Genomic DNA, 14,687 nt, shown 5'->3' on the forward strand with positions numbered 1-14,687 from the left:
CTCCTGGAAGCTCGGAATCTATTGAAAGCGGCGCCAGCAGAAGTTATATCGCAAACAGATAATCTGTGAATTTGGCCAGGATACCGAAGCGGCTGCGCATGACGAAAGCACCACAAATGTGTTCGCAGGACAGGCTGCGCAACTCGGGTTTGCGCCCGACGCGCCAGCGTATCGCGCTTGCGGACCTCATTTTCGCAAAGGGCGACCGTCATCTGACCGTCGAGGAACTGCACGAGGAGGCGGTCGAAGCCGGCGTTCCGGTTTCACTCGCGACCGTCTACAACACGCTCCACCAGTTCACCGAAGCGGGAATGATCCGCGTGCTCGCGGTCGAAAGCGCCAAGACCTACTTCGACACCAATGTTTCCGATCACCATCATTTCTTCATCGAAGGACAGAATGAGGTGCTCGACATTCCGGTGAGCAACATCCAGATCGACAATCTTCCGGAGCCTCCGGAAGGCATGGAGATCTCGCATGTCGACGTCGTGGTCCGCCTGCGCCGCAAGTCCGACCGCTAACCCTTTACCTGCTACATCACGTCGCTCGGGTCGCGCCCCGGGCCTGCCCTGCCGGTCGGCAAGGTCCAGCCGTATTTCAGTGCGCCGCCGCGCACCGCGAAGGCGGAGAGCACGCCGAGTGCCGAGGTCGCGATGAGCGGCATGCCGACCATTGTGGCGAACACGAAGGCGCCGGCGCCGACGAGCGCGGCGGTGACATAGACCTCCGGCCTCAGCAACACGGACGGCTCGCCCGCCAGCAGGTCGCGGAGAATGCCGCCGAAGGTCGCCGTCAGCATGCCGGTGACAAGGGCGACGGTTGGCGAACCCGTCGCCGCCAGACCCTTCGCTGCCCCCATGACGCAATAGGCGGAAAGACCGATCGCATCGAGCCACACCAGCATGCGATAGCGCGAGTCGAAAAGATGGGCCGTGAAGAACAGGATCAGGCCCACCGAGGCGCAAACGAGCAGATAGGTCGGGTTGAGCACCCAGAACACGGGCGTGGCACCCAGGATCACGTCGCGCATCGTGCCGCCGCCGATCCCGGTGACCGACGCCAGGAAGAGATAGCCGATGATATCGAGCTGCTTGCGGGACGCCGAAAGCGCGCCGGTCGCCGCGAAGACGGCCACACCGGCATAGTCAAGAATTTCGAGGATCGGCATGGATGCTCCGCTCTGTGCCGCGTCGATCCGGAATCGATGCGCTCCATGATTTTTACCGCAAGCTTCCTAACAAATCAGCGGGCAGCAAGCGTTGCTCCGGCGCTGCGTCATCGCGGCAGGATCGTTTGCGTCCGGCCGAGGAGATAGTAGGCAAACAGTCCCGTCCATTCCTTGGCCGCCGTCGTCGCCAGTTGCGCATTGAGCGAGGGCTGGGTGAAGTCGAAACCGAGCCGCACGTTGCCGCTCGTTCGATAGTCCGCCGGCCAAGGCATCACGTCGATGCCGAACGAACGAAAGAGGCCGATCGAGCGCGGCATGTGGTAGGCCGAGGTGACGAGCGCGCAACGCTCCATCCCATTCGCGTTCAGCAGATCCTTCGTGTTTCGTGCATTCTCGAAGGTGGTCCGCGATTCCTCCTCGCGGATCAGGCGGTCGGGGGCGATGTCAAACGCCTCGAAGAAAGTCCTCGAGATCTCGGCGTCGCCCGCATAGCCGCCGCTCAAGGAGCCGTCCCCGCCGGAAACGAGGATGCGCGCGCCAGGATGGGCCCTGGCAAGCCGGACGGTCTCGACGAAGCGCTCCGCTGCCTGGTTGAGTTCGATCCCGCCGCGCCCGGCAATAACCACGTTCTCGAAGGCGCCGCCAAGCACGATGATGCAGGAGAGTTCTGCGGGTTCCGGCGAGGGGCGGGTAAACCGGTCCTCGAGGATCTGCAGGAAATAGGACCCGGCAGTCGTGAACAGGCTGGTGAACAGCACTGTCAGCCCAAGCGAGCCGAAGAAACCGCCGATGCGCCTGCGGCCCCGCAGCGCCAGCAGAAAGCCGATGAGGACGCTGAAGAAAGCGAGCGAAAGCGGCTGGGCAAGGAGCCAGAAGATCTTGGAGGCAAGAAACATGAGATGACTGTTCTGGCGCTTGGTTAATATTCAGCAAATTCGCGGCACAAGCGACCCGCGATTCCATGGCTCGTCATTTGAAACAGCGCCCTCTTGGAATCGTGCCGGGTGATTACCAATTTTTGCAGATCATCAACAAAGCTACTTTGATTGGAGGGTCAAGGTGGAAATGGATCTGCGCTTTTCAGAACTGGCCATTGGTGACGAAGAAATTGCGATGCTCCAGAGGGTTCATTCACATGCATGCGGCATCAACGATGTGGAGCCCGAAAGCGAGCAGGGATTAGACATCGGGAAGATGCTGTTCAGTTTGTATCAGCAGGGCGTCCGCGGCGAGCTGTCGCTGATACAGATGTTGACTGCACGAAAGTACGGCAAAGACTAGCGAGAACGTGAGATTTCCGGCTCCGGGCGAGGCCTGCCGGGGATTGTGCTGGCGGCAGGCCTCTGACCGCTCCCCCTCGTCGTGAGCGGGTGATCGATCAGATCATGATGATGGCGGTGTAGCTCGCCCTGATCGCCTCGGCTCACCCGAACAAGATCCGAACACATTCCTCGCGCAACGCCCGCCCCTGCGGCTCTACGGATTTGGGCACTCGTCATGGACGACGCAGCCGTTCGGCAAATTGTGTCCGGAGCTCCTGCTGCCCGAAGAAATGCAAGGTCTTGCGCGAAAATCTAATTGCTTAAGTTAGTAAGAGGAATTTTGGTGGAGCTAAGCGGGATCGAACCGCTGACCTCTTGCATGCCATGCAAGCGCTCTCCCAGCTGAGCTATAGCCCCATCAGGGTCCGGCAATGCCGGTTCCGGGAAATCGTCGGGCTTTGTGCCCGGCGAGTGGCGGCTTATTACTTCTGCTTTTCGCGGATGGCAAGCCGAAAATTCAAGGCCGGTGCGATTTTATTTCTCGTTCCGGGAAACGCCCCGACCGCGAGGTGTTGCAGCGGGCGGGGCAGCTTTCGTGCGTGTTTTGAAACGCTTAGTGCGGAAATGCGTGCGGTGGTTCCCCCGCCCACGTCCCCGAAACTATCAGACGTCTTCATCCTCGTCGGAGACGCCGATGAGGTCACTCATATCGTCGTCATCGTCTTCGTCGTCGGCTTCGAGGAACGTGTCGTCGTCGTCGCCGTCGATTTCGACGTCGTCATCGCCAAGATCCGGCAGGTCGTCGCCGCCCGATGCCTCGTCGTCGGCATCCTCGAGCGAAACGAGTTCGACTTCGGTGTTCTCTGCGTCGACTTCCGTTACGTCTTCCTCTTCTTCCTTCTCGAGCACCTTGGCGACGGAGCTCTCCTCGAAGAAGGACAGCGGATAGGACTTGCCGGTATAGGGGGAAACGATCGGATCACGGTTCAGATCGTAGAATTTGCGCCCCGTTTCCGGGTCGATGCGCTTTGTTCCAAGTTCCGGTTTTGCCACAGTCAAAGCCTCTTGAATGGCCGGACGAGCCGGCTCTTGCCGGTCAGCCGGCGGGTGGAAAGGGTATCAAGCTTATGATGATTAGCCGGTCCCCATAATCGTCTTGACAGCATCTGTCAAAGGCAAACTTCCGTCGCCGGCCGGCCCCTCATTTTCTTCGCGCCGGGAGATGACCCCTTTCACTCTTTATGTTAGGGAGCGCGCCAGATGACGGTTCGTCCGCGCCTGCATTCCGGGTGGGCGATCTGCGGGCCGTCGAAGCCGGATTGTCAGAGGAAAATATCATGTCGCATGGCTTGAGCCCGAAGCCCGCCACCGCACGCAAGTCGTCCGATCTCAAGGGCACCGTCCGCATTCCCGGCGACAAGTCGATTTCGCACCGCTCCTTCATGTTCGGCGGTCTCGCTTCGGGCGAGACGCGGATTACCGGCCTGCTCGAGGGCGAAGACGTGATCAACACGGGCAAGGCCATGCAGGCGATGGGCGCGAAGATCCGCAAGGAGGGTGACACCTGGATCATCGACGGCGTCGGCAACGGCGCCCTGCTCGCCCCGGAGGCGCCTCTCGATTTCGGCAATGCCGGCACCGGCTGCCGGCTGACCATGGGCCTCGTCGGCGTCTATGATTTCGACTCGACCTTCATTGGCGATGCCTCGCTCACCAAGCGGCCGATGGGCCGCGTGCTGAATCCGCTGCGGGAAATGGGCGTCCAGGTGAAATCGGCAGAAGGCGACCGGCTGCCGGTCACGCTGCATGGACCGAAGACCCCGAACCCGATCACCTATCGGGTGCCGATGGCCTCGGCCCAGGTGAAATCCGCCGTGCTGCTCGCCGGCCTCAATACGCCCGGCATCACCACGGTCATCGAGCCGGTGATGACGCGCGATCATACGGAAAAGATGCTCAAGGGATTCGGTGCCAATCTGACCGTCGAAACCGACGCAGACGGCGTGCGCACAATTCGCCTCGAAGGCCGCGGCAAGCTGACGGGCCAGGTGATCGACGTGCCCGGTGACCCGTCCTCGACCGCCTTCCCGCTGGTGGCCGCCCTCCTCGTGCCAGGCTCGGACATCACCATCCTGAACGTCTTGATGAACCCGACGCGCACCGGCCTCATCCTGACGCTGCAGGAAATGGGCGCCAACATCGAAGTCATGAATGCGCGGCTCGCCGGCGGCGAGGATGTCGCCGACCTCCGCGTGCGTCATTCGGAACTGAAGGGCGTCACCGTGCCGGAAGAGCGCGCGCCGTCGATGATCGACGAATATCCGGTGCTCGCCGTCGCTGCCGCTTTCGCCGAAGGCGCGACCGTGATGAACGGCCTTGATGAACTGCGCGTCAAGGAATCCGACCGCCTCTCCGCCGTTGCCGACGGCCTGAAGCTCAACGGCGTCGACTGCGACGAGGGCGAAGCCTCGCTGGTGGTGCGCGGCCGCCCCGGCGGCAAGGGCCTCGGCAATGCCTCTGGCGGTGAGGTCAAGACCCATCTCGACCACCGCATCGCCATGAGCTTCCTCATCATGGGGCTCGCCTCCGAACATCCGGTGACGGTCGACGACGCGACGATGATCGCAACCAGCTTTCCGGAATTCATGGATCTGATGACGGGGCTGGGCGCGGAGATTTCCCTGCAGTAAGTTACATTTGCACCAAATACGTGTACTCGACCTTAAGCTTTCCCTCTTATGGATTCCTCGAATCCAAAGGGGGAAAACGCCTTGTTACGTGACTTAGATTCAGCTGCCTTCGGATCGCTGAAGGACCCGCGCGCGTGACCTCGCTCACTGACCAGGGCCCAAACTGGCGGAAGCTTTCGGATGGAACATATCTTTGGCGAACGCACACGCGTTCCCCAACCCTAAATGTTTCCGAGAAGACCGTGGTGGCAGCCAGAAAGCTGAGAACCTTCGAGCATGTCTTCGCGATGTCGCTCGTTCCGCTTTTGCCGCTTTGGGTATTTTGGTTTGAAGGAAAGGTGAGCATCGGCGTCTCTGCAGCCGCCACGGGCGTGCTGATTGCCGCCAATCTTGCCGTGCATCTGGCTGTGAAACGAAGACTCCGCCTTCTTTTGCGCGACGCCAAGCCGGCGAAGGCGGAATTTGAGTTCAGGAAGATAGGTTTCAATCCCTATCGGAACGTCTCGGACGCAAAGCTGCTTGGCCACAGCCTCTTTTGGGGCGTAGTCTTCGTTGCTACTCTCTGTATGCTCGCGAAGGTGACGATCGGCCTGTCAAGTCAGCTACCACAAGAGTTGGCCAAACCGGATCAGCTTGCCGCCGTAGCTCTTTTCAGCGCCCTCAATCTCTATGCGGTGACGAAGGAGCGGCGTCGGCGGAAAGATGAAGCGCAGGCGTAAATTCAGTCCCATCATCTGGAAGAAGCCGCCGATCGAGGGGGAGCGCCGCGGTTCCGCCGCAGTCCCTTGGAGGGCCTTTCCACGCGGGAGAGCGACCGATATTGGATGGTGCTTTTCGCTCGCCCTGGGAGCGCTTCCGGGGTTGATCGGACTTAAGGCGATCGACGGCCATTGGTGGGTAAGCAACATCGGTGGTGTCTCAGCCCTCTGCCTCGCCGCGGCGCTGGTACTGCCATTCGCTGCGGGCCCGCTGGAACTCCGTCGGCTTGTCCGGCGCGGCGCGGTGGTGGTGGCACCATTTAACGAGCGAAAGACTGTCTACAGCCTCGGATGGTCCGCTCTTTCCGATGCTGCTGATGGTCGGCATCGTCCTGTTGCTGCTCCTGTTTCTGCGCGAGATCTGGCGACGTTTGAAGGGAAGTTTGAATGTTTGATCACGGATTGAACTGGGAAAGGCAGGAAGACGGCGCGATCCTTTACCAGCGCACACCATCCGACCCGACCTTCATCATTGATGAGCGCGCGCTCGGCCAGATCTTACGATTCAGATTTCTGATCCCGCTGATGTCGTGTGTGACGCTGCTTCCCGCCGTAACGCTCGGTGTGGTCGCGGGCCATGGGCATGTCTCGTTCGCAGTCCCCATCGGAGCGTTCCTCCTCGGCGCGGCGTTGTTCTACGCCTATTTCCGGTCGGCCGAGCGCAGGATCAAGCGGATACTTGCCGGTGCAAGACGATCAGTGCAGGCGCCCGAGCCGTACAAGACGCCGCGTGATGCCCGAAGCTGGAACACGTTGGAGGATGGCTCGGTGCATTATTGGTCGCGCACCATGCCAAGGCCGGTGGTTTTGACCGCTCAACAGTTTGCCGCAATCGGCAACGAGAATACGCATGTGCTGGTGAGTTTCCTGGTGAGTCTGATAGTTCTCGCTTTAACGGACGGCTACCGGTGGGTCGGCGATATCAATAACGGAACGGCGATCGCTATCCTGATGGCAGTGCTATCATTCAATGCGCTGTTTATCGCGAGAGTTCGCCGAAAAAGGCATGCAATGTTGCATGCTTTGCCTGCTGTGCCCTCCGATACGAAAGTGCAGCCGCCACTATCGGTCGTACAAAGATTGTCTGTGGTGGCATCCGTTCTTCGACGAAAAGTGGCAGGCGCCTCCGTGTTGATGCTGATGGTACTCGGCTGCGCTTCCCTCTTCGGCATTTTCGCAAGCGGCCTCACGTTGATACAATTAAATGAGGGAGTCGCGTTCTATTGGGGCAAGCGCAGTTCTCTCCCGATGGGACCGACAGTACCAGCAGGGGCTTTCCTTGCCAGCTCGCTTTTGGCGGCGTGGATTGCGTCGGCGGTTGTCGCCCGTATTCGCTGGAAAGCATGACGAGTCCGCGTCGGTAGCATCCGCCGCTATTTTCATCTACAGCACTGCGACAGTTTTCGAGCGCAGGACCAATCATGATCACCATCGCCATCGACGGACCCGCGGCGGCCGGCAAGGGAACGCTCTCGCGCCGGATTGCCGAGGAGTATGGTTTTCACCATCTCGACACCGGGCTCACCTATCGCGCCACCGCCAAGGCGCTTCTCGATGCCGGGCTGCCGCTCGATGACGAGGCGGTTGCCGAGAAGATCGCGCGCAATGTCGAACTCGCCGGTCTCGACCGGTCGGTGCTGTCCGCCCACGCGATTGGCGAGGCGGCGTCGAAGATCGCCGTCATGCCGGCTGTTCGCCGCGCGCTGGTCGAGGCGCAGCGGGCCTTTTCGCGGCGGGAGCCCGGAACCGTGCTCGACGGACGCGACATCGGCACTGTCGTTTGCCCCGACGCGGCCGTGAAGCTCTATGTGACGGCTTCGCCCGAAGTCAGGGCGAAACGGCGTTACGACGAGATCGTTGCCGGCGGTGGCTCGGCCGACTACGACGCGATCTTCGAGGATGTGAAAAAGCGCGACGAGCGCGATATGGGCCGCGCCGACAGCCCCTTGCGGCCTGCCGAGGATGCGCACTTGCTTGACACTTCCGAAATGAGTATAGAGGCGGCATTCCAGGGGGCGAAGACGCTGATCGACGCGGCCCTGCAAAAGAAGATTTGAAGAAAGCCATCATCGGCTCCTGCCGGATCGCCTTCTTGAAAAGCCTGAAATTCCGTCCACGCGCCGGATTGCTCCTTCAAATGGGGCGGACTGGGTTCAGGCCAGTTTAACGCTAACCCCCGGCGCATGTGCGTCTCTTCAGGAGATGCATCAGGAGATTTTATGTCTGCAACCAACCCCACCCGTGATGATTTCGCAGCGCTTCTCGAAGAGTCCTTCGCCAAGACGGACCTTGCTGAAGGCTATGTTGCCAAGGGCATCATCACCGCGATCGAAAAGGACGTCGCCATCGTCGACGTCGGTCTGAAGGTCGAAGGCCGCGTACCGCTGAAGGAATTCGGCGCCAAGGCCAAGGACGGCTCGCTCAAGGTCGGCGACGAAGTCGAAGTCTACGTTGAGCGTATCGAAAACGCGCTCGGCGAAGCCGTTCTTTCGCGCGAAAAGGCTCGCCGCGAGGAAAGCTGGCAGCGCCTGGAAGTGAAGTTCGAAGCCGGCGAACGCGTCGAAGGCATCATCTTCAACCAGGTCAAGGGCGGCTTCACCGTCGATCTCGACGGCGCCGTAGCCTTCCTGCCGCGCAGCCAGGTCGACATCCGTCCGATCCGCGACGTGACCCCGCTGATGCACAACCCGCAGCCCTTCGAAATCCTCAAGATGGACAAGCGCCGCGGCAACATCGTGGTTTCGCGCCGTACGGTTCTGGAAGAGTCCCGTGCCGAGCAGCGTTCTGAAATCGTTCAGAACCTCGAAGAAGGCCAGGTTGTCGAGGGTGTCGTCAAGAACATCACCGATTACGGTGCGTTCGTCGATCTCGGCGGCATCGATGGCCTGCTGCACGTGACCGACATGGCATGGCGTCGCGTCAACCATCCGTCGGAAATCCTGAACATCGGCCAGCAGGTCAAGGTTCAGATCATCCGTATCAACCAGGAAACCCACCGCATCTCGCTCGGCATGAAGCAGCTCGAGTCCGATCCGTGGGATGGCATCGGCGCGAAGTATCCGGTCGGCAAGAAGATCTCCGGTACCGTCACGAACATCACCGACTACGGTGCGTTCGTCGAGCTGGAGCCGGGCATCGAAGGCCTGATCCACATCTCGGAAATGTCCTGGACCAAGAAGAACGTTCATCCCGGCAAGATCCTGTCCACCAGCCAGGAAGTCGACGTTGTCGTTCTCGAAGTCGATCCGACCAAGCGTCGTATCTCCCTCGGCCTCAAGCAGACGCTCGAGAACCCGTGGCAGGCATTCGCGCACAGCCACCCGGCTGGCACCGAAGTCGAAGGCGAAGTCAAGAACAAGACCGAATTCGGTCTGTTCATCGGCCTCGATGGCGATGTCGACGGCATGGTCCACCTCTCCGACCTCGACTGGAACCGTCCGGGCGAGCAGGTCATCGAAGAATTCAACAAGGGCGATGTCGTCCGTGCTGTCGTTCTCGATGTGGACGTCGAGAAGGAGCGCATCTCGCTCGGCATCAAGCAGCTCGGCAAGGATGCGGTCGGTGAAGCTGCCGCTTCCGGCGAACTGCGCAAGAACGCCGTCGTTTCGGCCGAAGTCATCGCAGTCAACGATGGTGGCATCGAAGTGAAGCTCGTCAACCACGAAGACATCACTGCGTTCATCCGTCGTGCGGATCTGTCGCGTGACCGTGACGAACAGCGTCCGGAGCGCTTCTCGGTTGGCCAGGTTGTTGACGCCCGCGTCACCAACTTCTCCAAGAAGGACCGCAAGATCCAGCTGTCGATCAAGGCCCTGGAAATCGCGGAAGAGAAGGAAGCCGTCGCTCAGTTCGGTTCGTCCGACTCCGGCGCTTCGCTCGGTGACATCCTGGGCGCCGCTCTGAAGAACCGCCAGACCAACGAATAATCGTTGCTGAACTGGAAATAACGAGCCCGCGGAGATCGCTCTCCGCGGGCTTTTTCTTTGAGCGGGTGAAGAAAGGGAGCTAGCCGAGATCGCCGAGCTTTCTGTAGAGGCCGTAGGCGTCGATTGCGCCGCGCTCCTCTCCCGGGTCTCCATTTCCGTCGTCTGGGGATCCTTTTGCCGGCGCTTCGCGATCGTCCTCGCCATCCTCTGCGTCCGCTCCGGTGTCGCTCTCGCCGTCGCCAGCCTGTTCGCGCCGGTCGGCCGTGTCCGTTGCGTCGTCGAGCTCCGCCTTCGCGGGAGGATAAGGGACCATGGCGAAGGGTATCGCCTCCCGGGGGAGTCCGGTTTCGACGAGCCTGGAGAGCATCTGCTGCATGGCCGGATCGTTGCCGGGGTTTTGACCTCGAGCTTGCATCGGCGAACGTTGCGCTGTCTTGTCGGGCTCGTCGGTAGGGGCATGGTCGGCCAATGGGGCTTCGGTCCCGTTACGGGAGCGGATGCCGGCGTCCCGTGAACGTTCCGCCGGATCACTCGTAGATCGCGCCGCGGCCGGCTGCTGCCGAGTGTCGCCGCTTTCCGGTTCCGCCGCCGGCCTTCCATCTTCGTCGACGAATTCCGGAAGGGCGATGCCGTCGCGGATGATCACCTTCATGGCGTCGGCCAAGGAGCGTGCGGACTGGCCGCCTGGCTCTCCGCGCGAAGCCCGAGGCTGCGTCTGCTGCCGGCCGTCTTCCGTGTCGGGCAAGGGACGGCCGTAGGTGCCGTCCGCCTCGAGCCCGTCATCGTATCCGGTTTCATCGGCCCCCTGCTCAAGCAAGCCCGTCTCGGTGTTGTGTGCGACTTGTTCGGTGTCGTCCGGTTGGGCGGCGAGGGGCATATCGGACGGAGCGGGCTCGGGACTCACTGGCTCGCCAGCCAAGCCCCGGGTCTCCGCAGCCCCACCTCCGGTGTCTGCTCCCTCGCTTTCTGGCTGCGGCAGCGGGAGTGCCGTATCGAACGCGGCGAGTTCATCCTGCGCGAGATCGCCCCCAAGCGCCGCCGTCGCTTCCCTGTTCGCAGCGGCTGAGAGTTGGGGCGGGCGCGCGCGTTGCTCCGAAGCCTTCGAAGCTCCCGTCTCGGCCGCGTCTTCAGGCATCTCGTCCATTGCGCCTTCAAGCATCGCCTCGACCGGCCCCCCTTCTTCGTCGGCACTGAAGGTCTTCTTCAAGATCGACTGAAGCAATACGAGGTCGCTCGATGCGGACGCCTTTATCGCCGCGAACTGGGGCGGAACGGCGGTTTGCACCGGCAGGTTGCGGATGGCGGTCGCGTCCTGCGGCTGAGGTGAAGAGGGCATTCCGCCCGCGGCTATCGATGCGGATGCTTGGCCCCGGTTCGACACCGCGGTCAGGACGGCGATGCGGTGCGCGAGGCTACGCCCGCCGAGTTGCCGCTCCAGGAGCAGTCGCTCCGGCATCGGCATGGATTCGAGAAAGCCGATCAGGCGTTTGACGAAATCGCGGCCGCTTTCCTGCGGCAAGGGTGGAAATTTGAGGATGCGCGCGAGATCCTCCATCAGCCGCACCAGCGCGTCCCTGGACAGAACCTCCTTGTCGGACAGATGACGGCCGAGCGCATCGAGAATTTTCTGGATTGCCTCGGCGCGCTGACCTGATGGAAGCGCCGCATGGCGAGCCTGCACGGTGCTTTCGTCGCGTGGGCCGGCCGCGTTTCTGATCGTGAGAATGGGCAGCATTCTGGTTTCCACTTCGCCGCAGCAATGTCATATCTTTCAAGCGGCGCCTCGCACCGCTTCGGATGCTTAAAGGTCGCTGCAGTCACCCCGATGCTGGCGGACTTTCATGATTGCTGTCGGAGAGCGCCTCATGCGCGCAACGGCCGGTCGGCCGGGCCAGCCACGGCTGGCCGTGGATAATCGGGGCATGATCGCAAAGACTAAGCTGAAGAAGTTTATGAAATCTTAACCATAGTGCCGAACGAGCCGGGGGCCGCCGGCCACTTGCGTGAAGACCATTGCCGGTCCATGCTGCCCCTACAGCGCCACGCATCCGACCGGACGCGTTAAGATCGCTGTAGCACTTTGAATTGCCGCATGTTTTTCCTTAAATCGAATCCGATTTAAGGAATCATGCAGTAGCCTTCACGGAGCTGCCAATGACATTTCGCCCACCGCAATCGCTGAGCCGATTCGATACCGCCAGAGGCGGTGTGAACGTGCTCGAATATGAGCTGATGGCGGAGCGTGCGGACGCGCTGGGTCGTCATGGCTTGAAGGTGGAGAAGGCACTTGCGGCGCTGAATGGCTACGATGCCAGCAAGCACGGGCCGTCCGCCCGCCAGAGGCTTCTCGACGAGGCGGCGGATGCCGTCTGGGCTTTCCTGATACAACGCGAGATATGCGGCCTGCGCGACAGTCGAGATGCGGTGCGCCGCTACGGCATTCCGAAGGAGGTCATGGCTCGTGTCGGGATCGTCAGGAAGCGATGATCGGGCCAGGCGCGTCAGAAGCAATCATATTGCCGATCGGCTCGATGCGAGCATCATTGTGATCCAGCCAACTTGCGCCTGATGAAATCGTAGATGCCGTCCTCGTCGACGTGAAGAACGAACAAATCCCGGGCCTCCGTCGCCCGCTGGGTTTGCTGTGAGCCGTCCTCGTGGAGTGCTGCCATGAGGCTCGCTTCTTCCTCCGTGATGCCGGCATTGTCGCGCTCGCTGCCTTGGCTCTCCAGCGTGGCCTGCCGGTGGTCGCTACCGTCGTTTCGCGCCTGCGTTTCGGCGACCTCGGCCCCAGCGGCGAGAACCGTCAGCATCTCGGTCGCATCGACGCCTTGCCCGTCTGGCGGGGTCTTCCCGGCGTCGATGTCGGCGGCAACCTCGTTCCGCTTCTTTACAGCCTCGTGAAGCTCCTTGACGTCGTCGAGATTGTCCTTCGCCTCGAGCGCGCGGATCGCCTTTTCGCGCTCGGCATGGGTTTCCTCATCCTCGACGCGCGTCGGATCGCTTTCGGTCCGTTCGAGTTTCAGTTCCTCAAGCGATTTCGGATTGGCGGCATCCTTCAACCGCTGCAGGACCTTCGCCGTTTCGATGGCGGTGAGGCCACCATCATGCGTCTTGGTTTGCAGCGCGGCCTCAAGCTTGTCGTCTTCCGTGCCATAGGGGTTCTTGATCGCGGCCAGGACGCCGCAAGCGAGAGGTCGAGCGCGTCGAGGCCGAGCGTCTTCTCGACCATGCGGACCTGCTCGGGTTGCAGGCCGGAGAGCGCCTCTTCGAGTTGGCGGCCATAGGCATAGGCGGATTGACCATCCGCGCGCTCGAGGTCGAGGAGTTCGCCCAGCTTGCCGATCAGTTCCAGCTTGAGCTCGGTGACGTCGACCACGGCGCGATTGAAGAAGTGATTGTTGATCTTGTCGTTGGCAGCCTTCTGCGCCTCGTCCGATTTGATCCGCGCCTTGAGGATCTTGTCCTCCTTGGTGGCTTTCGCCTTTTCCTCTTCCTCTGCGCGACGCTTTTCGATGTCCTCGATGATCGAACCCACGAGTGTGGTCGAGACGGTCGCGCTTGCCTGCTGTGTCGGAAGCAGCATCGTTTCAATCCGCCATCTGATTGTACCGGTCTGAAACGATAGGCGGCCGAAGTTAACTGCGCCTTAATGATGTCAGCCTTCAGGAAGCGGCACAGCGCGGGATGTGCGGCATGCGCGACAGCCGCGATGCGCAGCTACGGCCTTCCGAAGGCGGTCACGACCCGCCTCGAGACCGCGCTTCTGCGATGCCCGACGCGGCAGTCTGCCCGTTCGTAGCTTCAAAAACCAACGAGGCCCGGCGAAAGCTGCCGCCGCGCCTCGTTCGAGCGAGCGTTACCAGCCAGGGGCGAAGCCCCCATAATAGCCAGGCCGGTAATACCGATGGCCGTAATAACCGGGGCCGTGGTATCGGTACGGATAGTAGCCGCGATTATATCGGTAGGGGTAGTAACCGGGGTAATAGCCCGGACCGTAATAGCGGGTCCCGTAATAATACCGGTTCCCGTAGTAGTAGCGCCGCGGATAGTATCCGGGGCCCGGCCCGAAATAGAAGCTGATGCCGGCCCGGCGATAGCCGGGATGATAGCCCGGCCAGCCGCCATAATAACCACCCCGCCAGCGCGGATAATAGCCCCGGCCGCGATGGGTGACGGTCTGGACATCTGCGGATGACCCGACTGCTATATCGAGCACCGGACGCGGCATGGCCTGGGCGGGCGCGACAGGGGGGATCATAGAGGCGGCCGCCAGCGCGCAGCTCATAACGAAATTCCGAAATCCCGTCATTTTTCCTCACTTTCCGAAAGACTTGCTTTCCGGTTTGTCCCTGCTCCATAAACGTTTGTCTTGTTTGGTTTATTCCGTGACGTCGGATCGCGCGCACGCGTGCTGAGCCGCCGGATTTCCGCGCCGATCAGCCGTCGGAGGAAGCATGCGCCTCAGCGGCACTCATGTCACTGAAATTCTCGCCCTGTCCTTGCGGGTTGAACTAACCTGAGCGGACCGCGGAAGGCGGGGCACGACGAAGCGGCGCCTCTCCGCGGTGCTTTTTCGCGTCCGGGTGTGAAAACTTCAAAAATGCCTGTTGACACTTCGCCCCCGGCCTTTTACATGCCGGTCCGTCGCCCAGATGGCGGAATTGGTAGACGCGCAGGTTTCAGGTACCTGTGCCGCGAGGCGTGGAGGTTCGAGTCCTCTTCTGGGCACCATTCCCGATTTCAGACTGCCTCTCGCGGTCGTGAAACGCAAAAAGAGCCCGGTTATCCGGGTTTTTTTGTTGCCTGCGAGGTGGGACTTGCCGCTGATGCCCAGAGCATCCCGCTTTCGGGTAGAGTCACTGAAAGCGGATAAGTCTAGA

General features: G+C 61.3%; 15 protein-coding genes, 2 tRNA genes and 1 pseudogene. 9 read left to right on the top strand and 9 right to left on the bottom strand.

The window, feature by feature from the left end:
- The first annotated feature begins 98 nt into the window (after positions 1-98).
- On the top strand, positions 99-521 hold the full coding sequence (irrA, locus tag QN224_RS00890) for an iron response transcriptional regulator IrrA (RefSeq protein ID WP_283975192.1): 423 nt from the start codon (positions 99-101) through the stop codon (positions 519-521).
- Between the two features lie 11 nt (positions 522-532).
- Here the strand turns inward: irrA and QN224_RS00895 are convergent, their stop codons facing one another.
- Together QN224_RS00895 and QN224_RS00900 are read right to left on the bottom strand one after the other, a co-directional pair.
- Complete coding sequence (locus QN224_RS00895; RefSeq protein ID WP_283975193.1) at positions 533-1,168, bottom strand: trimeric intracellular cation channel family protein; 636 nt, start codon at positions 1,166-1,168, stop codon at positions 533-535.
- Between the two features lie 107 nt (positions 1,169-1,275).
- Positions 1,276-2,064 carry a YdcF family protein gene (locus tag QN224_RS00900; RefSeq protein WP_283975194.1) on the bottom strand — a complete coding sequence of 263 codons (789 nt, stop codon included), beginning with the start codon at positions 2,062-2,064 and terminating at the stop codon, positions 1,276-1,278.
- A gap of 169 nt (positions 2,065-2,233) precedes the next feature.
- Here QN224_RS00900 and QN224_RS00905 point away from each other — a divergent pair, with 169 nt between their 5' ends.
- On the top strand, positions 2,234-2,449 hold the full coding sequence (locus tag QN224_RS00905; protein ID WP_283976073.1) for a hypothetical protein: 216 nt from the start codon (positions 2,234-2,236) through the stop codon (positions 2,447-2,449).
- Positions 2,450-2,771: 322 nt separating this feature from the next.
- On the opposite strand, the gene QN224_RS00910 is transcribed toward QN224_RS00905, so the two are convergent.
- Both QN224_RS00910 and QN224_RS00915 read right to left on the bottom strand, forming a co-directional pair.
- Positions 2,772-2,847, bottom strand: a tRNA-Ala gene (locus QN224_RS00910).
- Between the two features lie 246 nt (positions 2,848-3,093).
- Entirely contained in the window at positions 3,094-3,483 is a 390-nt protein-coding gene (locus QN224_RS00915; protein WP_026186625.1) for a TIGR02300 family protein, read from the bottom strand.
- A 284-nt stretch (positions 3,484-3,767) separates the two neighbouring features.
- Here QN224_RS00915 and aroA point away from each other — a divergent pair, with 284 nt between their 5' ends.
- Both aroA and QN224_RS00925 read left to right on the top strand, forming a co-directional pair.
- Positions 3,768-5,120 (top strand): 3-phosphoshikimate 1-carboxyvinyltransferase, encoded by a 1,353-nt coding sequence (gene aroA / locus QN224_RS00920; protein ID WP_283975195.1) that lies wholly within the window; start codon positions 3,768-3,770, stop codon positions 5,118-5,120.
- Between the two features lie 134 nt (positions 5,121-5,254).
- Positions 5,255-5,839: a hypothetical protein gene (locus tag QN224_RS00925; RefSeq protein ID WP_283975196.1), complete on the top strand. Its 585-nt coding sequence runs from the start codon at positions 5,255-5,257 to the stop codon at positions 5,837-5,839.
- 199 nt (positions 5,840-6,038) lie between these two features.
- Here QN224_RS00925 and QN224_RS00930 read toward each other — a convergent pair whose 3' ends face one another.
- Entirely contained in the window at positions 6,039-6,206 is a 168-nt protein-coding gene (locus QN224_RS00930) for a hypothetical protein (protein ID WP_283975197.1), read from the bottom strand.
- A gap of 59 nt (positions 6,207-6,265) precedes the next feature.
- Between QN224_RS00930 and QN224_RS00935 the strand changes: the two genes are divergently transcribed.
- From QN224_RS00935 to rpsA, 3 genes are all read left to right on the top strand, one after another.
- Positions 6,266-7,225: a hypothetical protein gene (locus QN224_RS00935; RefSeq protein WP_283975198.1), complete on the top strand. Its 960-nt coding sequence runs from the start codon at positions 6,266-6,268 to the stop codon at positions 7,223-7,225.
- 71 nt (positions 7,226-7,296) lie between these two features.
- The gene (gene cmk, locus QN224_RS00940) at positions 7,297-7,935 is read left to right on the top strand and encodes a (d)CMP kinase (RefSeq protein WP_283976074.1); all 639 of its coding nucleotides are present in this window, start codon (positions 7,297-7,299) and stop codon (positions 7,933-7,935) included.
- 162 nt (positions 7,936-8,097) lie between these two features.
- On the top strand, positions 8,098-9,804 hold the full coding sequence (rpsA, locus tag QN224_RS00945; protein WP_173511255.1) for a 30S ribosomal protein S1: 1,707 nt from the start codon (positions 8,098-8,100) through the stop codon (positions 9,802-9,804).
- Between the two features lie 79 nt (positions 9,805-9,883).
- On the opposite strand, the gene QN224_RS00950 is transcribed toward rpsA, so the two are convergent.
- Positions 9,884-11,539, bottom strand: coding sequence for a hypothetical protein (locus QN224_RS00950; RefSeq protein ID WP_283975199.1), 1,656 nt, complete (start codon positions 11,537-11,539; stop codon positions 9,884-9,886).
- Between the two features lie 419 nt (positions 11,540-11,958).
- On the opposite strand from QN224_RS00950, the gene QN224_RS00955 reads away from it, so the two are divergent.
- Positions 11,959-12,291 (top strand): DUF6665 family protein, encoded by a 333-nt coding sequence (locus tag QN224_RS00955; protein WP_283975200.1) that lies wholly within the window; start codon positions 11,959-11,961, stop codon positions 12,289-12,291.
- Positions 12,292-12,344: 53 nt separating this feature from the next.
- On the opposite strand, the gene QN224_RS00960 is transcribed toward QN224_RS00955, so the two are convergent.
- The 3 genes and pseudogenes from QN224_RS00960 to QN224_RS00970 all read right to left on the bottom strand — a co-directional run.
- On the bottom strand, positions 12,345-12,866 hold the full coding sequence (locus QN224_RS00960; protein WP_283975201.1) for a hypothetical protein: 522 nt from the start codon (positions 12,864-12,866) through the stop codon (positions 12,345-12,347).
- A complete protein-coding gene (locus QN224_RS00965; RefSeq protein WP_283975202.1) occupies positions 12,863-13,390 on the bottom strand; it encodes a hypothetical protein in 528 nt (175 codons plus the stop codon). Before QN224_RS00965 ends, QN224_RS00960 begins: the two co-directional genes overlap by 4 nt.
- A gap of 276 nt (positions 13,391-13,666) precedes the next feature.
- Positions 13,667-14,116: pseudogene (locus QN224_RS00970) on the bottom strand (hypothetical protein); the annotation flags it as partial.
- Between the two features lie 337 nt (positions 14,117-14,453).
- Here QN224_RS00970 and QN224_RS00975 point away from each other — a divergent pair.
- Positions 14,454-14,538 (top strand) — tRNA-Leu (locus tag QN224_RS00975).
- Positions 14,539-14,687 lie beyond the last annotated feature (149 nt).

Origin of the sequence: Sinorhizobium sp. 7-81 (assembly GCF_030124405.1) — a bacterium.
Taxonomy (GTDB): domain Bacteria; phylum Pseudomonadota; class Alphaproteobacteria; order Rhizobiales; family Rhizobiaceae; genus Sinorhizobium; species Sinorhizobium psoraleae.